Source organism: Oscillatoria sp. FACHB-1407 (assembly GCF_014697545.1).
In the GTDB taxonomy this organism is placed as follows: Bacteria; Cyanobacteriota; Cyanobacteriia; order Elainellales; family Elainellaceae; genus FACHB-1407.
On record NZ_JACJSA010000016.1, the window covers coordinates 144,129 to 164,414 of the forward strand.

Consider the following 20,286-nt stretch of genomic DNA (forward strand, 5'->3'; position numbering starts at 1 on the left):
GGGAGAGATTGTTAAAGTAGGAAAAGAAATGCAAGTATTACTTACATTTTTAGCCTAACACGTTCTTTCCAAAGTGCAAGTGGCACTTGCATTTTTATTTTCTATGACCCGTTCCAGCTATTCCACCCACCAACGCCTGATCCAGGCAGCCTTGCAACTGTTTGCAGCTCAGGGCATCACCGATACCACGACACGGCAAATTGCGGAACTGGCAGGGGTCAACGAAGTTACCCTCTTTCGTCACTTTGGCAGTAAAAATGGCTTGCTGCTTGCCGTTATTGAGGATGCAGGCATTTTTACCTGGTTGGGTGAAACGCTGGGGCAGCAAGCCAGTCAGAGCAGTACGGTTCCAGAGGCGTTGCGAACCTATGCCAACCAGAGCTTGTGGGCACTAGAGCGGATTCCTGAATTGGTGCGATCGCTGATTGGGGAAGCAGGGCAGTATCCTCCAGAAAATCGACAGGCTTTGGGACGTGGGTTGAATCAGGCAAACCGCTACACAACCCAGTTTCTAACCACTGTCCTACATCATCAACATTTGCAAACCCATCTACCGATTGAAAAACTGGCGAGCTTACTTAACAGTTTGTTGTTAGGATATCTGGTTTTAAAGTTAACAAGCGAAGGTGATGAACCCTGGAAGAGTCAGGAGGAGTTTTTAACCGACTTGATTGAGTTGTTTCTCCATGGAGCATTGACCCCGCCCATACTGGGTACGGTTGAGACGCCAACCCGCATCACCCCCGTGTTGCGATCGACGTTGATGCCAGCAGACTCTACTGATCTACCTGCTTCTCTGGTTCACAGCATTCTCAAACAAGCTAAGAAAATGAGCTTGCAAGACTATGCGCTGGCGTATGTTCTATTTGCGGGTGGGTTGAGTGCTGAGGAATTGTCGTTGTTGGAGCGATCGCACTCCATCATTGACTACCAACATCATCTGCTCCAGATTCCGCAGGGGCGTGTGCGTCAGGTGCCCCTCAATCAGTGGATTTTGGGTCGTCGTTATGGGTCGCACCCCCACAACCCCTTGACACGCTGGCTTAAGAGTCGCAAGGATAGCCAACCTGCACTCTTCCTCAACGCTGTGGGCAATCCCATCACCGAAGTTGAGATTCGACTGCGCTGGCAGTTGTGGGTGGATGACCTGTTGACCCCTCAAGGCTATCTTCCGGCGATCGCCCAAACCCAACACACCTGGTGCATCGAGATGCTGATGCGGGGCGTCAGCCTTGAAACTTTGAGTTTGCTCACGGGCAAATCGACGGCTGAGTTGCAGCCCTATGCCAATCGCGCTCATGAAAAAGAGGCATTAGAGCAAGCCATTCGGTTTGATCAAAAACCCAGTAACTCTACTCCTTAATCAAAACCTTCTTGGATCGGGTTATACCAATTTGACTTGAAAAGGCGACAAATGCTTGTACAGGTTTGGCACTGCCAAACCCCTCCATAACTCTGATTTGTTTGCAAAACTCGTTAAATCGGTATTAGTTTGCAAGCGATCGATTAACGGTCACCGGAAATGGATCGGACTCAGCGGTATATAATTGCCCAGCAACTTTGTAAATCATCACGGCTCTGACTCGCTCTATCTCGTGATATCCCGCCTGATTGGTCAGGTGATATCCGGGTTCCACAATTTGCAGACCGCCTAACTCCATCGCCCCAATTTCTTGAGATAACAAGGGGCGATCGCCTGTTTCTGGGCGGATCTCAATGTTCTGAATTTCAAGAGCCACCAAGTCTTGCACTGTATTTTCAACCCGAAGGCGCACAACCGCATGACCGACAGGAGGGGCGTTGCGGTTGGACTGCACTCCATCTACGACCACCTGATCTTCATACGCTTCTAAGATCGTGACGCTGACAAGAAGCGGATTAACAGAAGCAGGTTTAGACATCACTGAAGCATCCGAGATAACAAGTTCATGAGAGGTTGATCCCCGACAAGAAACCCCTTGAAAGAGGCTACTGAGGATCAACGGAGTAAGAATAATGAGTTTGCGATCGATGCGTTGCATTGCAAGAACGGTTCTTATGGACTAGAAAACCAGGCCATGGGGATCTAACGGCGTCAGTCCTATTACAGTTGGAGCCTGATCCTCGATTACTTGAGGAAACCGAGAATCAGGCGATCGCGCGCTACATCATGGTAGATGAGTCCGGTGTAATGGTCTATCCCACTTCGTAGTGAGTCAGCCCAAACACAGACACATATTGGCTGTAGGTGAGATCAATGAAACCATCATTTGGATCTCCACTCGGTGCTAGACCATCCACGCCATGCGGGTTCCGCACACGGATAATTTGTTGACCTGCACCGTTGGTAAAGGCAGCAACGACCGAGTAGGCGTGTCGTCCGTAGATGAAGGTTGAGTCTTGGGTTGCACCACCTGCTGCTACGGGGCGACCAGCGGCTAAAGCCGCTTGAATGCTGGCGAAGCTCACCTGAGTGACTGCATTAGCGGTCGAGGCACGACCTGTGATGTAGGTCATGGGTCGATAGGAGAGATCGCCATTCCCAATCAAGTTATAGCCGTTGCGGTTTTCACGAAACTCACGCCACTGAGCATACGCCCGCTCGACCAATGGTGCCCAGAGAATATTGGCACTGTTGCTAGCGAGATTGCCTCCGTTCGCAAAGAGGAGTCGTCCATTGCTGCTCGTGGCTAATCGGCGATCGACTGTGACATATTCCGCTCTGGGATCAGGGGCTGTGGTGCCATTGTTGTTGGTAGCGGAGTAGAACCGGACGGTATAGGTGTTGTCGCCGTTGTCGATCAACATATCGCGAATCGCGTTTGGTCGGACGTTGAGCACTGAACCCAATGCAGCCAGGAAGGCACAATCGCCTAGTCCCCCCTGGTCGATGTCATCAATTCGAGGGCTTCCGGTACTGCCAAACAAGCTGCCTTGCACCACGGTATGGGTAAAGGTGGCATTGTTAAAGCTGTTGGTGGGGGTAACGGTGCCTAAGAAATGGCGGCCAATTAGCCCTTCCAGGGTCGTCGCTGCCATGTTGGTTGAGATGCCATTGGCAACCTGCCCCGACAGATACTGCACGTAGTCGCGCATGTTGAAGCGAGGCGCATTGTTAACCAGGGTTCTCAAATCTGTTTGTTCTGCCGTATTGACAATGCCGTCGTCGCTTCCCGCATTGCGGAAAATCGCGATCATGTCGTTGCGACTGAGTTCGTTGTCAGCCGATAAACTGGCGATCGCCGACTGCAATTGAGCATCCGTGATGTTGGCGGGAATCCAGGAGTTACCACCACTGCCACCCCCACCACTCGGCGGACCTGCTGTAGTCAGCACATAGCTGCCAACTTCACTAGAGTCAAAGCTTGTGACTCGAATGCGGTAATCGATTCCCGCTTGAACTACAAAGGAGAGTTCTGAGTTGAGGGTTTCATTCGCATCATCGTTGAAACTGATCTCTTGACCTGTGCCGCCATCCACCAGTTGCAAATAGGTATCAAACCCCTCGGAGCCGAGGTTGATGCGTATGGTTTGCCCAGCAGTTGCTCCAGTCAAGCGATATTCGTCGAAATATCTGCCCTGACGCAGTGGGTTGTCGGGGTCCGTCGTGCTCAAGCTGCCATTGACAGTAGCCGTGGGTCCAATGTCAGTCGTTTGAACTCCTCCTGAGGTTGTCAGCGTAAATGCCCCTGTGACTCCAGAGTCAAAACTGCTAGCACGTAGGATGTACTGAATACCAGCCTGAGCTGTAAAGGTCAGTTCAGAATCAAATGTGCCATTAGCATCATCGTTGTAGTCGATGAGTGCGCCAGTAGCGGCATTGACGAGTTGCAAATAGGTGTCAAAGTCTGCATCCAGATTGACTCGCACGGGTTGTCCAGCCGTCACACCCGTCAATAAGTAATCTTCGGCATAGCTGCCCGATCGCAAACTGTTACTGGGATCAAAGACATCCAGGCTGCTCGTAATGCTTTGATTAACGGCGATCGCATCAATATTAGGGCGGGTTCTCAGCGTGTAGTTCCCCGTTGCTCCAACCGTAAAACTGGTTGCCCGAATGAGATAGTTCGTTCCTGCTGCCACCGTGAAGATCAGTTGAGCATTAGTATTGACTTCACTCGTATCATCATCAAAGGCTATGAGTTGCCCGGTATCGGCGTTGACGAGTTGCAGGTAGTTGTCAAAACTGGATTCCAAGTCAATTCGGATTTCTTGCCCAACGGTTGCCCCGGTTAAGCGGTAATCGTCAAAGAAGCGTCCGGTGAGGAGAGGATTGTTGGAGTCAGTGTTGGATAGGCTTCCGGTTCGTTCTGCTGATGCGCCAATGCTTTGAGATGCTGGAGACGTGGTGAGGGTATAGTTTCCAGTGTCAGCAGCCCCGTAGGATGTGACTCGAACTCGATAGGTGATCCCGGCCTCAGCCGTAAAACTTAGTTCTGAGTTAAGACTGCTATTGGCATCATCATTGAAGCTGATTTCTTCTCCAGTCGCATTGTTGACGAGTTGCAAATAGGTGTCGAAATCACTGGAGTTTAAGTTGATTTGAACAGACTGCCCAGCCGTAATTCCATTTAACAAATAGTCATCTGCGTAACTGCCAAATCGCAGCGGATTTAAAGTGTCACTATCGCTCAAACTCCCACTGACTGTAGAAAGAGCTTGAATGGACTGCTGAAATCCGATCGCACTTAAATCAGGAGTTTGCAGATCAGCCGACAAATCGAGTCGATAACTGGCGTTTCCTCCTGCCCCTGGTGTGACTCGGACAAAGTAGGTGCCTGTTGGCAAGCTTTGACTAATCTGATCAACGATCGCCCCTCCTGCTGAGGAGTTTTGGATAACCGTGCCATTCAGATCAAGCAGAGCAACGTTGGCATCTCCGGTAAGGGATGTCAGAGAGAGCGCGACATCGCGATTGATCGCTAAGTCAAACCGGAAGAAATCATCTGTGTCATTTCTGCCCACAAAACCCGTGAAACTCTTGGTTCCACTTAATGAACCTAAGAACGGAGCTTGTTCAAGGGTGTTGTTGTTATCGGGAGAGGCGATCGCGGATAACCCCAAACTAAAACGAGTGGGTGTTTTACTTCCAGCAACACGGACATAGTAAATTCCTGCCTCGACATTCGTAGCAATCACCTCATTGGCATTGCCTCGTCGCCTCGACTGTTTAACCACTTGTCCGGCTGAATTGAGCAGAGCCAGATCCGCGTTGGCAGACAATCCTCGTAACGTAGCGCGAAAACTACTGGCTGCGGCAAAGTTTACTTTGTAAATGTCAAACCTATCCCTGCCACCAACTAAGTTTCTCACGGTTCGAGTGGCTGTAAGAGTACCAAGGTTGGCTGCTAAACGGGGGGTATTTCCAGGGTCTCTAACCATAATAGTTGCGGAAATTACATTGAGTTGAGTAGGCGACAGCAAACTCCTAAGAACCATGAGTTCTTAAGTAGCTGTCTGTAGTTACGTGCAAACGGAGATTCGTTGTAATTAAGAATGCAGGGTAGTTGCAGAGCACGTAAGTGTGTCGGTTAAGCCGTTACCCTTGCTGAACTAGCATTCTTTAACTACAAAAATCAGCAACATCACTTATAAACACGTTATCGGGTAGAAAAAGTCAATCGTGAATTTACGGGAATGAAATTCAGAATTCTACGAAAATGCACTGCTTTATCACTATAAATTCTCACTTTTGCGTTTAGAGGCAAGCGTGACATTTTGTATTAAAAGCCACCTTTACAGAAAATTTACGTAACTCCCGCAATAGTGAAGGAATGACTTGTTCTGTATCCGTTTTCCGGAGTAGTGCAGTCTCGCAGGAAAAAGGAAGTGTAGCAGCCTCGTATTATCTTTTACCTATTCACCGAGTAACCTCTTTAAGATCATTGAGTCAGGCTATACAACCTTTAATTAATGTCGCTATCTTCACCTGGTGTTCCTAAAACCTGAGATTACAGAGTCAAAAGTCCCAACATGCGTGTGTCTCCATTCACCTCTAATTTCTGGTTTTACTGTTGAGCGAGGCAGTTCATCTGAATAGAGGTATCTTGCTTTACTGGCAAGATCTCTTCTACGGACTCTATTCTTAGCTAACCAATTTTTTATGTTTCATCAAATGGCTACTCCATACGTATTTCAACTCAAAACCAGGCTTTTGAGCGCGGCAACAGCTCCTGAGTTGTTGTATTGGATTAACAATATTTTGGAATTGGGGGCAACTCATCTATTGCTTGACATGAAAGATGTTTTGTTCATGGACAGTAGCGGTTTAGGTGCTCTAGTGATCGCCCATAACCGCGTACAAAAAGCTGGAGGAAAGCTGATGCTCTGCTCTCTCAGTGGTCAAGCCAGAATGTTGTTTGAACTCTCTGGAATGGAAAAAATGTTTGAAGTTTATTCAGATAAGGACGCTTTTGAACAAGCTTCATAACAAAACCGACCTGTATCGGTTGAGTAGACCTTTGGGTAGTGCCCTAGAAGGAGTGAGCGTGCGAAATGCCTATGCTCGCTCCCTCTCCCTCTCGCTCTCTGAGTCCCCATCCTTGCCTCAATAGGACTATCGACCTTGTGCCTAACCCGAATTGACGTTGAGCTAATAGAGTTACTGGTTTTAATCTCTAAATCTGGTTTAACTGGCTTAGAATCGTGGATTTAATAAATTCGCAAACTGTAAGGGCGGATTTAGCAGCCCCATCTGCATTCTGCAATGGATTTAACGGCAAAACCCGCCCCTGCCGAGTGTTGAACTGATTCAATCCGCGTTTCTTAATTTGGCGTTGCTGATCTAATGTATGAATTTCGGAGGGGCGTTTCGCGAAACACCCTACAGCAATGGTGCGTTCTGAAGAATCATACTGCTTTCAGCAACGCCCTTGACTTAACCTGCCTAGCTTAAGGCGTAGGCAGATTGAAGTGCCCATAGAATCAAAGCTGCAATCGAACCAATAATCAAGATGGCAGATAGGATGACAGCAAGTAAACTATCTGCACCTTTAAATTTCATAATTCCACGATCTAGATCTGTCATATATGACTATCTCCTGACAGCAACTATGGCTTGAACAACTATGGTTTGAACAACAACTGAATTTGATGGTGAATGAATGGGTTGGGGACGGGTGGTTGTGTGTAACCAGGACTGGCTTATGAGGATGGTCTACCGCTGGCATACCAGAATTCTCTATTTAGAGAAATTGATTCCTCAAACACTTCAATTATTAAAGGAGGGACGCCCCTCTGCTGATCAGAATTTAGAAAATTTTCCAGATTATTTTAGCGGGATTAGGGGCGATCGCACTGTGCTTTAAATGTCCTTGCCTGTCGTTATCGGTTGCCAAATCTGGGGTAGAACCTGGCTTTTTTCCCGTTTTTTCTGATGTCTGGATAGACTAGTCACAGTCTAGGTTGTGAGGACGCTGCTGCGTGAAACTTGTCCTGATTATTGTGCTGGCAGGTGTGGGTTTATTGCTGCTAGTTGAGATGGGTCTGCGATTTTTGGGGTTTGGCAATCCTTTGCTTTACATCGCGGATGAGCAGATTGGTTACTTAATTGCTCCTAATCAGCAGGTAAAACGGTTTGGCAACCGTATTGTGATCAATCAGTACTCTATGCGCGGCACAAATGTCTCATCCCAGCGATCGCCCTCCACAGTGCGTCTGTTTTTGCTGGGAGACTCCGTTGCCAATGGAGGTTGGTGGACTGATCAAGCTGAAACGGTTTCAGAGCGATTGCGAGAGAAATTACAAGCTCAATTGCCACGCGCGGCAACCCAGACGGGTACGCCTCAAGCCGTCGAGGTACTGAACGCCTCGGCTAACTCGTGGGGACCCCGCAATGAACTGGCGTATTTGCAGAAGTTTGGGACATTTGATGCTCAGGTAGTCGTGTTGCTGATTAACACGGATGATCTCTTTGCTACGGCTCCTACATCGGTGCAGGTAGGGCGCGATCGCAACTATCCCGACCGTCAACCCCCGTTTGCTCTGGCAGAAGCGGTCAGTCGTTATCTGCTGAAGCCTGTGCCGATTCCAGAGTTGGAGGTCATTCAGGCTGAGGGGGGCGATCGCGTTGGCATCAACCTTGACGCGATTTCTAAAATTAATGCACTTGTCAGGCAAAACAACGGCAAACTCGTTCTGGCGATGACTCCTTTGGTGAGAGAGTTGGGCGCATCGGGTCCACGCGACTATGAAGTCAAAGCACGACAACGGCTCAAAGACTTTGCTGCTGATGAAACTATTCCCTATATGGATTTTCTACCCATCTTTAATCAAGTGGGGAACTTCAAAAGCCTCTACCGAGATCACATTCATCTCAACCCCCAGGGAAATCAGCAGGTGAGCCAGCATTTAGCAGAGATCGTGCGATCGCTCTTGTAAAGCGTGCCTGACCTCACTTCAGCGTCGAGCTAAACAGGGTTTGCACCTCCTGCCACGCCTCAGCCGCGTAGGTGGGGTGATAGCTGGCGCGTTGGTCGCAAAAGAACCCATGCTGAGCCCCGTCATAGCGAAAGATGCGGTGGGGAATGGCGTTTTGCTGGAGAGCCGCTTCGATCGCATCGACATGGTCTGGCGGAATGCTGGGGTCGGCGGTGCCAAAGAAGCCATAGAGCGTCCCTTGAATCGTTGGGGTGCGGTTCAGGGTGGGTTCCCCACCACCAGGACACCAGGTAGGAATGGCGGCTCCGTAAAAAGAGGCAGTGGCTTTAATATCCGGTAAGGTTGCGGCTAGATAGGCGACGTGTCCGCCAAAACAAAAGCCAATACAGCCGATGTTGTTAGGCTGGATATTAGGTAAAGCTTTGAGATAGGCGATCGCCGCTTGAATATCACCCAAGAGTTCATCGGCTTTGGTCTGCTCTTTGTAGACCCGTCCCAGTTTGACATCGGCATCGGTGTAACCCACTTCAAAGCCAGGGGCAAGGCGTTGATAAATGGCAGGGGCGATCGCAATGTAGCCAGCTTTGGCAAATCGTTCGGTAACATCACGAATATGGGCGTTTACCCCAAAAATTTCTTGAATGACGACCACCCCCGGAAAGGAACCCGCTTCGGTGGGTTGTGCCAGGTAAGCGTCGATCGCCAACTCCTGATTAAAGATTTTGATGGGGTTAGTCTGGATTGTGGTGGTCGTCATAGCAACATAGCTCGATGATTTCAAGACGGGGGATATCTCACGTTTACCATCTCAGATTAAAAATCTTTTTGTAAAGCACAATTTAAGGTGAAATCCTGGAAAAAATTCGATTTAATCTGTAGGAACTCTACGTAACTGCCCTTCGCTGTACGTAACAGCCTCAAACCCTACCTTTTCCCAGCCTCATTTCAGTTAAACGCTTGCTTAGCATCTCGGAGACGTGCATGGTTCAGTTTCACATTCAACCTGACAGTGAGATTCCCGCATCCACTCAGTTATATAACCAGATTCGGTTTGCGATCGCCTCACGCCAATTTCCCCCCGGACATCGCCTGCCCAGCACCCGTCAGCTTGCCATGCAAACGGGGCTACACCGCAACACGATCAGCAAAGTTTACCGTCAACTGGAAGACGCGGGAGTAGTGGATGCTCAGGCGGGTTCCGGCATCTATGTCCGGGCGCAGGGGGACGAAGGCGGTGGCAAAGGCGGGCGATCGCCTCTGTTTGCGCAATATCCAGAAGCTTACAAACTGGTGCAAAAGAGCCTGGATGAGCTGCTGAGTCAGGGGTGCTCCTTGAGTCAGGCGCGGGAATTGTTTCTCTCAGAGATTGACTGGCGGTTGCGGTGCAGCGCACGAGTGTTGGTCACGGCTCCCAGTCAGGATATTGGCGCAGGTGAGTTGATGGTGCGCGAGTTAGAGCAATCCCTTCAGATTCCAGTGCAACTGGTGCCCATGGAGGAGTTGGCGCAAGTGCTGGATCAGGCGCGGGGAGGTACGGTTGTCACCAGTCGCTATTTCATCGGTGAGGCAGAGGCGATCGCGGCTCCCAAGTCGGTGCGGGTCATCCCCGTAGATATCTACGACTACAGCAACGAACTCCAGATGCTCAAAACGGTTCCTAAAGGTAGCTGTATCGGTATCGTTAGCTTGAGTTCTGGGATTTTACGAGCCGCAGAGGTGATCATTTACAGCCTGCGAGGTGACGAGTTGTTGGTGATGACGGCTCAAACGGAGGATGCCTACAAAATCAATGCGATCGTTCGGAGTAGCCAATACATCAGTTGTGATCAGGCGAGCATCTCAGTTGTTAAAGCTGCCATTCAAACGGCGCGAGAAGACCTCATCCGTCCGCCACAGATCATCGCCTATGACAACTACATCGGTACGAAGTCGATCAATTTATTGAAGCGAGAGTTGGGGCTGGAATGAAAAGGGAAGAGGGAAGAGGGAAAGGATGAACGATGAAGGATAAAGGATAAACGGGAAGAGGGAAAGGATGAACGATGAAGGATAAAGGATAAACGGGAAGAAGGCAGAGGGAAAGGATGAACGATGAAGGATAAAGGATAAACGGGAAGAAGGCAGAGTCGCGATTTATCGCGACTGTAAGAAGAAGGAACGCGACTGTAAGAAGAAGGAACGCGACTGTAAGAAGAAGGAACGCGACTGTAAGAAGAAGGAACGCGACTGTAAGAAGTTAGGGGAGTGGCGATTAAAACCGCAGCTACCAGAACAAAGCCTGCCTACGCCGGTTCAAAACCTCAGTTCGCGTCGGCGGACTTCACTTCAATAGCCGCGAATTCCTTCGCCGGGTTAGTCCCCCAATCACGAGGTACACCCGTGGTTGCATACCGGGTAATCGCGAATCAACCTCAAATTCTAAGGATCGGGAATTAAATAATCTGAAAAACGGCAACCTCCTGTACGGGCGCGGCATTCGGCAGAGGGTTCTGAAACAATGGCAAGGGCTTTTGACCGAATGTCACGCCCCTACCCAGGAATTACATCTTCATAAATTCGCGATCCTAAGCCTCAACCGATCGCCCCTTGACCCTTGCCCCTTGACCCTTGACCACTAACCATTGACCACTAACCCTTGCCCCTTGGCCACTAACCATTGACTATTGACCATTGACTATTGACCACTACTCCCACCCCCTTGCCCCTTGACCATTGACCACTAACCATTGACCCTTGACCACTACTCCCACCCCTTGACCATCGACCAATCGCGATCGCCCAAAAGGAGGTTGATCCTTCTGCCACACTCGCTATGCTGCTATCATCACTATTTTGTGTTTAGATGACATTTGCAAACAAACGAGAAATGTTACTTTTCTCTATATACAGTAATGCTTATCAAGACTAAGATGCAGATGCGGTTAACTTGCCGCTCTGACACTTAATTTCAAGGATTAGTAGATACAATTTAGCCGCGATCGCAGGCACCCATATACTCAAATAATGTCTTCTGTTGTTTTTGAAATTTTAGTTGTCCTCTTCCTGATTATCGCCAATGGCGTCTTTGCGATGTCTGAAATGTCGGTTGTTTCAGCCCGCAAAACCCGATTGCAAGAACTAGCTGAACGAGGAGATGCGAAGGCACAGGCGGCGTTAGATTTAGCTAATTCTCCCAATCGATTTCTCTCGACGGTTCAGGTTGGGATTACGCTCATCGGCATCTTGGCGGGTGCGTTTGGAGGGGCAACCCTGTCTGAAAAGCTAGCCGTTGTGGTGGATCGAGTCCCGTTTTTGGCACCCTACAGCGAAGCCGTCAGTTTAGTCATTGTGGTGTTAATCATCACCTATTTGTCGCTGATTGTGGGGGAGTTGGTGCCCAAGCGGTTAGCGATGAGCAACCCCGAAAAAATTGCCTCTTTTATTGCCCAACCGATGGGGTGGATTGCGGCGATCGCCTACCCCGTGGTGCATCTACTCAGCAGCTCAACTGAGGCCGTGCTCAACTTGTTAGGAGTGCGCCATGACTCCAACGTGCCCCTTGTGACTGAGGAAGAGATCAAGGTGCTGGTGCGTCAGGGGGCAGAAGCCGGGATGTTTGAAGTAGCTGAGCAAGACATGGTGGAGCGAGTGTTTCACTTGGGCGACCAGCATGTCAGTGCGTTGATGACACCTCGGCTCGACATTGTGTGGCTGGATATCAACGACTCGCTGGAGATGAACCGCGAAAAGATGATCGAAAGTCGCCACAGCCGTTTCCCCGTTTGTCAGGACACGTTAGACAACATTCTGGGTGTGCTCCATGTCACCGATGTAACGGTGCGGAGCCTGTCTGGACAACCGCTCGACCTGCTCACGGATCTGCGACAACCCCTATTTGTGCCAGAGAGCACCCGCGCCCTCAAAGTGTTGGAACTGTTTAAGCAGTCGGGCACCCACATGGCGTTGATTGTGGATGAGTACGGCGTGACCCAAGGGATTGTGACGTTGAATGACGTGATGGAGGTGATCATTGGCGATATTCCCTTTGCGGATCAGCCACAGGAATCGCCTGCCATCCAGCGAGAAGATGGCTCCTGGCTACTGGATGGGATGTTGCCCATCGACAAGTTCAGAGAGTTGTTTGAACTGGAAGACCCGGAGGAGCGGAGTAGCTATCAAACCTTGGGTGGCTTTGTAATTAACCAGCTAGGACGCATCCCCACATCGTCTGATCACTTTGAGTGGGAAGGCTTTCGCTTTGAGGTGGTGGACATGGATGGTAATCGCGTCGATAAAATGTTAGTCATGCCTCTTCAGGCGCGATCGCCCCATTCACCTGACTCTGACTAACCCATGCCTGACTCCGCTGATGTTCCCAATGCTCGCAAGATCAACAAACCACCCGTTCTATTTGAAAAGACGCAGAAAATTATTCAACAGCTTGAGGCAGAACTCGGTGCCCCATTTTTGGGCTATTGGACATCTCCAGGGGGCAGCGTTTGCCAGAGTGATGTCGAAGGGTTAGAAGAGGTGTTGCGGAAGATTGGCAACCCCAAGAAGTTGTTTCTGTTTCTTAAATCGGACGGTGGCTCAGGGTTAGCGTCATTGCGAATTGTGCATTTGTTGCGTCACCATGTGTCTGAGTTGATCGTCTTGATCCCCTTAGATTGCGCGTCCGCAGCGACGATGATCGCTCTGGGAGCCGACGAGATCCACATGGGCCCCTTGTCCTACCTGACGGCGATCGACACCTCGATTACCCACAATCTTTCTCCGGTTGATAACTACAACAATCTGGTGTCGGTTAGCCAGGATGAGTTGACGCGGGTGATCAACCTGTGGCGCAAAGAGGCAAAGGAAGACGACACTAACCCTTATCAGGCCTTGTTTCAGTATGTGCATCCCTTAGTTGTGGGAGCGGTCGATCGCGCCAGTTCCCTGTCGATTAAAGTCTGCACCGAAATTCTGTCCTACCATATGAAAGATCTGGACAGAGCCGAAACGATCAGCAATCACCTCAACTCAGAATATCCGTCCCATAGCTATCCCATCACCTTTCAAGAAGCAAAACGGATTGGCTTGACCGTCAAACCCTTAGAACCGACCATCAACTCGCTGCTGCTGGAACTCAACAAGCTCTATGCCGAGATGGGGCAAAAAGCTTTCACCTACTTCAACGAAGACAGCTATCACAACAACGAGATTTTGAATATCCACGAAGGGCGAGACATTCAGGTGTATTACCAGAACGATGTGGATTGGGCATACCGCAAAGAGGAACGACGCTGGGTGCGAATGAACGACGAAAGCTCGTGGCGACGGGTAGAGATGCGGAATGGGGAAATGTACGAGTCCGTATTTTATATCCGCTAAACGTTTAAACGCTAAGTATCTATTCCTTGAGATAGATTTTAGACGCGATCGCCCCATCAAGGGCTGTCGCTGTGTCATTTTGGCTGTGCATTTTGTCACCGATTGGTATACCTTAAATGAGTAGTAACCTTTTACAAAACGCAATATTGACTGACTGCTTTGTGGACAACCGTTAAGACGGTTAGAGCAAAGGGTTTTGGGGGCAATGCCCTCAGTCAGGGGTTTTCACCTGTACCCCGTCACCATCAATGCTTTGATTGCTATCCCTTTCTCATTTGATAAGACTCATGCTGCAATCAGTTTTGACTCCCCGACAGGGTACGACCTTGCGTGTTAAAGCCAGTCAGTTAAGATATGTCTGGTTTTGTGCATTGCTGTTGGCATCGGGATGTAATCTTATGCCGCCCGGAGATGCTCAGACTCAACCACCGGGCGCACCGGGAGAGGAAGAGTCGATCGCGGTGAATGTGGCGATCGCTCGTGAAGCCTCTCTGGAAGGTGAGGTGGAATACACGGGGACAACCCTCCCCTATCGCGAAGTCTCGTTGCGATCGCAGGTTGAAGGGCAACTGCTGAATATTAGCGTCGATGCAGGCGATCGCGTAGAGCAGGGTGAGGTAGTTGCTCAACTGGACGATCGCCTGTTAGAAGCGGCAGTGATTGAAGCACAAGCTGAGGTAGCGGCTCGCGAATCAGAAGTGGCGAGTTTGCGGGCTGAGGTCGGCGATGCTATGACTCAGGTAGAACAAGCCCGATTGGAACTGCAACAGGCACAATCTGACCTGGAAAGACTGGAGCAACTCTTTCAAGATGGGGCGATCGCAGAGCAAGAGGTGGAGCGGGGACGCACAGCAGTAGCCACTGCCGAACAAGTGGTGCGATCGGCGCAGCAACAAGTCCGCACTCGCCAACAAGAAGTTGCGGCTGCTCAGCGTCGCGTCATGGCTCAACAAGCGTTAGTGGCTCAAGAGCGAGAGCGGCAATCCTTTACGCAACTGGTCTCCCCGGTAGATGGATTAGTGCTGGAGCGCGTCACCGAACCTGGCAACCTGGCGCAACCCGGTAGTGAGATTGTGAAATTGGGGGATTTTAGTCAGGTCAAGGTGCTGGTGCAGGTTTCCGAGCTAGAGTTAGCTGGCATTCGCGTAGGGCAACCTGTGCAAGTTCGCCTGGATGCCTTGCCTAACGAAACTCTAACTGGACGAGTCAGTCGCATTTCCCCGGCAGCCGATCCGACGGCACGTTTGATTCCCGTTGAAGTAACGATTCCCAACTCCAATGGACGCATCGGCAGCGGACTATTGGCGCGGGTCAGTTTTGCTGAGACAGATGAGCAGCAGGTGGTTGTACCCGAAACCGCTATCCAGACGGAGGAGGATGAAGCGGGTCAGCCCAGTGAACAGTCGGGCAGTGCCGCAGGTGCTCCGCCCAACGCTGTCCAAGCCGCACAACCGCAGGCAGACGCTACGCCAGAGGCTGAACCTGACACTGGAACCATCTTTGTGGTCAGCGGTTCTGGAGAAGAAGCCACCGTCAAAGCTCGACAGGTGCGATTGGGCGATCGCGCCGATGGTCAAGTCGAAGTTTTGTCAGGCTTACAACCGGGCGAATCGTTTGTTGCTCGTAGTAGCCGTGACTTAAAGGATGGCGATCGCGTTCGTCTCAGCTTGATTTCAGAAACTAATTGATCAGTGTGGATCAGTGGTTCATGGTCAATGGTCAGTGGTTCATGGTCAATGGTTAATCGTGCTGACTAGAGAAAAGATATTAAGTGGTGAGGAGTAGGTGATAGGGAAACAGGCAATCATCTGAGCTTAATCTTTCACCCCTTTTTCCTTCTTCTCTCTTCTTTTTCCCTTCCTCCCTCTTCTTTTAGCCTTTAGCCTTCATCGTTTATCCTTCTTTTTTCTCTCTTCTCTTTTTAGCCTTTAGCCTTCATCGTTTATCCTTCTTTTTTCCTTCTTCTCTCTTCCTTCTTCTTTTTTCTTTCTTCCCCACTCCCTCACTACTTATGCAGCAACCGACTCAATCTGGCTTTAGTATTAGCGGTATTGCAATCCGTCAGCACATCGGTACTCTGATGTTGACCCTGGCGGTGATTGTCATTGGGGTATTTTTCATCTTTAATCTCCAGGTCGATCTGTTGCCGTCGATCACCTATCCCCGGATTGGGGTACGGTTAGGAGCACCGGGCATCTCTCCAGAGGTGGCAGTAGATGAAGTCACCAAACCCCTGGAAGAGGCTCTCTCAGCGACTGAGGGAGTAGTGCAGGTCTATTCTCAAACGCGAGAAGGGCAGGTCAGTCTCGATCTTTACTTTCAACCCGGAGGCGACATTGACCAGGCGTTGAACGATGCGACAGCGGCTTTTAACCGGGCTAGATCTAACCTGCCGGACACGATTGAGGAACCCCGACTGTTTAAGATTGACCCGTCCCAGCTTCCGGTGTACGAAGTGGCGATCGCTTCATCTTCCCTCGACCCGGTTGATTTGCGGGTGTTTGCCGACGAAGAACTGGCGCGCGAGTTAGGCGTGATTCCAGGGGTGGCAGCGGTGGACGTGACCGGGGGAGTCACCGAAGAGGTTCGGGTTCTGGTGGATCTCAACCGACTGCAAGCCTCTGGCATTGGGCTGAATGACGTGTTGGATGAGTTGGATGCTGCCAATCAGGATGTGTCTGGGGGACGCATCTTGGGGGATATCTCTGAACCACTGACCCGTGCGGTTGGGCGATTTCGAGATGCCAGAGAAATTGAGGATTTGTCCTTTGTGGTGCCCAGTGGGGGGGGTGCGACTACTGCAACAGATGATGCTGAGAGCCTGACTGACTCCAATCTCGTGCGGCGGGTGTACCTGCGCGACTTTGCCGAAGTGATTGACGGCACGGAGGAGCAACGCATTTTTGTGTCGCTGAATAAGCAACCCTCGGTCAGGGTGACGATTCAAAAGCAACCGGATGCCAACACCATCGAAGTGGTGGGTGGGGTAAAGCGACGATTGGAGGAACTGCGACAGGCTGGAGTCATTCCAGACGATATGCAGTTTACCGCTACGACAGATGAGTCTGTCTTCATCCAAAATGCCATCTCTAACGTTACGTCATCGGGTCTAGTCGGGACGGGGCTAGCGGCGATCGCGGTTCTGCTGTTCCTCGGTTCGCTGCGACAAACTTTGATCATCGTCATCGCCATTCCCCTGGCAACACTGGCGGCGATCATCATGATGCGCTTGTTTGGCTTGTCCATCAACGTCTTTAGTTTAGGTGGATTGGCTCTGGGTGTGGGGATTGTGGTCGATAACTCGATCGTGATGCTGGAGGCGATCGCGGAAGATGCAGGCATGACCCCTGGCAGGGATGCTCAAACGCGGCTCACGTCCCGACAGTTGATTGCTCAAGCCATCCGCAGTGGTCAGTCGGTCGAGTCAGCCCTGCTTGCCTCTACTGCAACCAACCTGGTAGCAGTGTTACCCTTCCTGCTGATCGGTGGCTTTATTGCACTCCTGTTTAACGAGTTGATCCTTACGATTAGCTTTGCGGTAGCAGCGTCGATCCTCGTCGCGGCGACGGTGGTGCCAATGGCAGCCTCTCGCCTGTTGGCCATCCGTAAAAGCAGTGGCGTGGGGCGGTGGTGGTTCTTCCAGGAATTCAACCGTCGCTTTGAATCGGCAACTCGACGCTATGCCCAGGTGCTTGACCATACCCTGCGTCATCGGTTTTTGGTCATCAGCCTTGTTTTCTTGCTGTTGGGAGGCAGTAGTTTGTTGATGATCGGGCAGATTCCTCAAGAAATTTTGCCTCGCATTAACACTGGACAGGCTCGATTGAATGCTCAATTTCCTCCGGGAACTCCGCTGGCAACCAGTCGGCAGATTATGGATGAGGTTGATGATATTCTGCTGGCGCAACCGGAGACGGATTACGTTTTCTCGACGGTTGGGGGATCTTTGTTTGGCAACACCACCAATGAGAACCCGCTGCGGGCAAACAGCACCATTACCCTCAAACCTGGAGCCGATGTCGAAGGTTACGTGGCGCGGGTGTCGCGGGAGTTTAACAAGCTCAATTTGGTGGATGTGCGCTTGCGGTTGAGTCCGGGAGAGGTGCGGGGGTTGATCCTCAGTAACTCTCCAGTGCGATCGGATATTGATGTGATCTTTCAGGGTGAGGATGCTCAAACGCTAGAGCGGACAGGTCAGCAGGTGCTCAACGCCCTGGAGGAACAGGCAACGCTGGCAAACTTCCGCCCGGATGCCGATCGCCGTCAGCCTGAGTTACAAATTCGCCTCGATCGCGAACGCGCCGCTGACTTAGACCTGGATGTTCAGGATGTGGGTGAGGTCTTGCAAACAGCGATCGAGGGAACGGTGCCCACCCAACTGCAACGGGGTAATCGTCTGGTGGATGTGCGGGTGGAGTTGGATCAGGACTCGATTCGTCGTCCTTCGCAACTGCGACAACTGCCCCTCTTTACCGAAGACAACCAACTCGTACGCTTAGCTGATATTGCTCAAATTGAGGAAGGACAGGCTCCAGGCGAAATTCAGCGAATTAACCAGCGGCAGGTCTTTTTGATTGCCGGAACGCTGAACGAGGGAGCCAGTTTAGGACCAGCGTTAGCTGAGATCGATCGCATCCTTGAAGGAGTTGAGCTTCCAGACGGAGTCAGTCGGCTTCCCAGTGCGGCTGCACAAAGCAATCGCGATATTCAGGCGGCTCTCCCTATTTTGGGTGGATTAGCTGGATTTCTGGTGTTTGTCGTGATGGCAGTACAGTACAACTCTCTGGTTGACCCGTTGGTGATTATGTTCACCCTGCCACTGGCTCTCGCTGGGGGAATTTGGGGACTGTTTTTGACGCAAACGGCGATCGGTGCCACGGTGATTGTGGGAGCGGTGTTGTTGGTCGGGATTGTGGTTAACAACGCCATTTTGATGGTGGAACTGGCGAACCAGATTCGTGAGCGGGATGGGGTCGATCGCCGCATTGCGATGCTTCAGGCGGCTCCTCAACGGTTGCGTCCAATCTTGATGACGACTATTACAACTGTCGTAGGGATGTTCCCGCTGGCACTGGGGTCGGGGCAAGGGGGTGAATTCCTGCAACCCCTGGGGATTGTTGTCTTCTCCGGATTGGCACTGGCAACACTATTGACCCTGTTTATCATTCCTTGTTTTTACCTGCTCCTGCATGATGGTTTCGATCGCTTCTCCAAACGTAAAGAACCCGTCTCAACAGTGCCTGTTCAAGAACCTGTCAGTTCCGGCTCTCGTCGTCAGTAACGCCAAAATCGCAAGGTGCGATCGCGGCTGCTACTGACTAGAATGCATTCGTGAGGACTAAAGGCGATCGCCCCAATTTCTTTGGAATGCCCCGTCAAGATGCTGATCAGTTGAAGGGTCACAGCATTCCACAGTTTGATCGTGCCATCCCAACCGCTACTCGCTAAGTATTTGCCATCGGGGCTGAGAGCGATCGCAGTCAAAATTTGATGAGCCTTAACCTGGTTCAGTTGCTTCCCGGTTTTGGCATCCCAGCACAAGATGCGTCCGTTGCCACTGCCACCGATTAAACGAGTGCCACTCGCATCAAACGTAATGGCTCTCAACCGGGGAGCAGAAGACGGCAACATCAGACCAGTACCGCCCAGTCGTCCAAAGGCTAGCTTGCCGGGTGGGGGATAAATTTGGGCCGCTGTAACCGTGTCAAATAAGTTATAGCCAGCGTGATCATCACAGGTCGCTAATAGCCGACCATCGGAGCTAAAGGCGATCGGCGTAAAGGCAGCGTGTCCGCTCATCGCAATCATCTCGGCTCCAGAAGTGCCATCCCAAAACTGGATGCCCTCGTTAATGTTGCTGGTGGCGATGAAGTCATGCCTGGGATGAAACGCGACAGCATCAATTTTAGGCAGGCTGATGCGTAGGGGTTTGCCGTCCCACTTCCAGGGAGTTGCCGATGGGGAATTAATGGTAAGTCGCTCTTGAAAGGTAGTTGTGTTCCATAGTTTGACCGTGCCGTCCAGACTGCCACTTGCCAAGGTAGAGCCATCATGGCTAAATGCCACTGAGGTAATCGCGCTGACATGACCTCTCAAGGTGTGCAACAGCTTTCCGTTTGGGCTTTGCCAGATTCGCACAACATTCTCTTTGCCTAAAAGCAGACTCCACTCCACCCCACCTCCACCTGCCACAATCGGAAGAGTTGGATGGCAGGCTAACGAGTAAATAACTCCTTTTGTAAACGTTAGCGTCGAGGTTGGATAGATGGATGGAGGCACAAGAGGGAGTGAGGGGGAGGGGAATTGGTTGACCCGAGTTCGGGATAGGGGTTTTGGGCATTCCGAATAGAGGGATGATTGTGTCCTCGCAGGGGCGTGATCGAGACGCTCACACTCCCTTCAAGCAGATCGTTTAAGCCAGTGTGAGCATCCTGCTCGCGACTCATTCATCCCCAAGATCAGCAACATCGGATTTTGGATTTTAGCGGTTGAAACCGCTGCTATTCGGTCAAAACCGACTCGCGTTGATTAGGCAGACCCTTGATGTTTGTTAGCCCGCGCAGGCGGGCTTCGCTC

Annotated in this window: 14 protein-coding genes; 8 read left to right on the plus strand and 6 right to left on the minus strand. The window is 50.9% G+C overall.

The genetic code is table 11. The features are described 5' to 3' along the window. Positions 1-103: 103 nt before the first annotated feature. Complete coding sequence (locus tag H6G89_RS23425; RefSeq protein ID WP_190510931.1) at positions 104-1,363, plus strand: TetR family transcriptional regulator; 1,260 nt, start codon at positions 104-106, stop codon at positions 1,361-1,363. A gap of 124 nt (positions 1,364-1,487) precedes the next feature. Here H6G89_RS23425 and H6G89_RS23430 read toward each other — a convergent pair whose 3' ends face one another. Beyond that, a complete protein-coding gene (locus H6G89_RS23430; RefSeq protein ID WP_190510933.1) occupies positions 1,488-2,021 on the minus strand; it encodes a hypothetical protein in 534 nt (177 codons plus the stop codon). 154 nt (positions 2,022-2,175) lie between these two features. Further along, positions 2,176-5,292, minus strand: coding sequence for a pre-peptidase C-terminal domain-containing protein (locus H6G89_RS23435; protein WP_190510934.1), 3,117 nt, complete (start codon positions 5,290-5,292; stop codon positions 2,176-2,178). 790 nt (positions 5,293-6,082) lie between these two features. Between H6G89_RS23435 and H6G89_RS23440 the strand changes: the two genes are divergently transcribed. Next, a complete protein-coding gene (locus H6G89_RS23440) occupies positions 6,083-6,409 on the plus strand; it encodes an STAS domain-containing protein (RefSeq protein WP_199336893.1) in 327 nt (108 codons plus the stop codon). A 456-nt stretch (positions 6,410-6,865) separates the two neighbouring features. Here the strand turns inward: H6G89_RS23440 and H6G89_RS23445 are convergent, their stop codons facing one another. Continuing rightward, positions 6,866-7,006, minus strand: a complete 141-nt coding sequence (locus H6G89_RS23445) for a hypothetical protein (RefSeq protein ID WP_190510936.1) — start codon at positions 7,004-7,006, stop codon at positions 6,866-6,868. 395 nt (positions 7,007-7,401) lie between these two features. Between H6G89_RS23445 and H6G89_RS23450 the strand changes: the two genes are divergently transcribed. After that, positions 7,402-8,358 carry an SGNH/GDSL hydrolase family protein gene (locus H6G89_RS23450; protein ID WP_190510938.1) on the plus strand — a complete coding sequence of 319 codons (957 nt, stop codon included), beginning with the start codon at positions 7,402-7,404 and terminating at the stop codon, positions 8,356-8,358. A 13-nt stretch (positions 8,359-8,371) separates the two neighbouring features. On the opposite strand, the gene H6G89_RS23455 is transcribed toward H6G89_RS23450, so the two are convergent. Continuing rightward, positions 8,372-9,115: a dienelactone hydrolase family protein gene (locus H6G89_RS23455; RefSeq protein WP_190510940.1), complete on the minus strand. Its 744-nt coding sequence runs from the start codon at positions 9,113-9,115 to the stop codon at positions 8,372-8,374. 224 nt (positions 9,116-9,339) lie between these two features. Between H6G89_RS23455 and H6G89_RS23460 the strand changes: the two genes are divergently transcribed. After that, on the plus strand, positions 9,340-10,326 hold the full coding sequence (locus H6G89_RS23460; protein ID WP_190510942.1) for a GntR family transcriptional regulator: 987 nt from the start codon (positions 9,340-9,342) through the stop codon (positions 10,324-10,326). A 716-nt stretch (positions 10,327-11,042) separates the two neighbouring features. On the opposite strand, the gene H6G89_RS35855 is transcribed toward H6G89_RS23460, so the two are convergent. Then, complete coding sequence (locus H6G89_RS35855; protein WP_255519495.1) at positions 11,043-11,165, minus strand: hypothetical protein; 123 nt, start codon at positions 11,163-11,165, stop codon at positions 11,043-11,045. A 196-nt stretch (positions 11,166-11,361) separates the two neighbouring features. Between H6G89_RS35855 and H6G89_RS23465 the strand changes: the two genes are divergently transcribed. The 4 genes from H6G89_RS23465 (at position 11,362) to H6G89_RS23480 (ending at position 18,991) form a co-directional block, all read left to right on the plus strand. Beyond that, entirely contained in the window at positions 11,362-12,687 is a 1,326-nt protein-coding gene (locus H6G89_RS23465; protein WP_190510944.1) for a hemolysin family protein, read from the plus strand. A gap of 3 nt (positions 12,688-12,690) precedes the next feature. Continuing rightward, positions 12,691-13,710: an SDH family Clp fold serine proteinase gene (locus tag H6G89_RS23470; protein WP_190510946.1), complete on the plus strand. Its 1,020-nt coding sequence runs from the start codon at positions 12,691-12,693 to the stop codon at positions 13,708-13,710. Between the two features lie 287 nt (positions 13,711-13,997). After that, on the plus strand, positions 13,998-15,398 hold the full coding sequence (locus H6G89_RS23475) for an efflux RND transporter periplasmic adaptor subunit (RefSeq protein ID WP_190510948.1): 1,401 nt from the start codon (positions 13,998-14,000) through the stop codon (positions 15,396-15,398). A gap of 323 nt (positions 15,399-15,721) precedes the next feature. Further along, the gene (locus H6G89_RS23480) at positions 15,722-18,991 is read left to right on the plus strand and encodes an efflux RND transporter permease subunit (RefSeq protein ID WP_190510950.1); all 3,270 of its coding nucleotides are present in this window, start codon (positions 15,722-15,724) and stop codon (positions 18,989-18,991) included. On the opposite strand, the gene H6G89_RS23485 is transcribed toward H6G89_RS23480, so the two are convergent. Beyond that, the gene (locus H6G89_RS23485) at positions 18,985-19,989 is read right to left on the minus strand and encodes a WD40 repeat domain-containing protein (protein ID WP_190510952.1); all 1,005 of its coding nucleotides are present in this window, start codon (positions 19,987-19,989) and stop codon (positions 18,985-18,987) included. The two genes, H6G89_RS23480 and H6G89_RS23485, sit on opposite strands and share 7 nt — an antisense overlap. Positions 19,990-20,286 lie beyond the last annotated feature (297 nt).

Bases quoted from the DNA above. Each gene is read 5' to 3' on its own strand.
- H6G89_RS23445 (WP_190510936.1), bottom strand. From the start codon at position 7,006: ATGACAGATCTAGATCGTGGAATTATGAAATTTAAAGGTGCAGATAGT.
- H6G89_RS23465 (WP_190510944.1), top strand. From the start codon at position 11,362: ATGTCTTCTGTTGTTTTTGAAATTTTAGTTGTCCTCTTCCTGATTATC.
- H6G89_RS23440 (WP_199336893.1), top strand. From the start codon at position 6,083: ATGTTTCATCAAATGGCTACTCCATACGTATTTCAACTCAAAACCAGG.
- H6G89_RS23480 (WP_190510950.1), top strand. From the start codon at position 15,722: ATGCAGCAACCGACTCAATCTGGCTTTAGTATTAGCGGTATTGCAATC.
- H6G89_RS23475 (WP_190510948.1), top strand. From the start codon at position 13,998: ATGCTGCAATCAGTTTTGACTCCCCGACAGGGTACGACCTTGCGTGTT.
- H6G89_RS23455 (WP_190510940.1), bottom strand. From the start codon at position 9,115: ATGACGACCACCACAATCCAGACTAACCCCATCAAAATCTTTAATCAG.
- H6G89_RS23470 (WP_190510946.1), top strand. From the start codon at position 12,691: ATGCCTGACTCCGCTGATGTTCCCAATGCTCGCAAGATCAACAAACCA.
- H6G89_RS23425 (WP_190510931.1), top strand. From the start codon at position 104: ATGACCCGTTCCAGCTATTCCACCCACCAACGCCTGATCCAGGCAGCC.
- H6G89_RS23460 (WP_190510942.1), top strand. From the start codon at position 9,340: ATGGTTCAGTTTCACATTCAACCTGACAGTGAGATTCCCGCATCCACT.
- H6G89_RS23430 (WP_190510933.1), bottom strand. From the start codon at position 2,021: ATGCAACGCATCGATCGCAAACTCATTATTCTTACTCCGTTGATCCTC.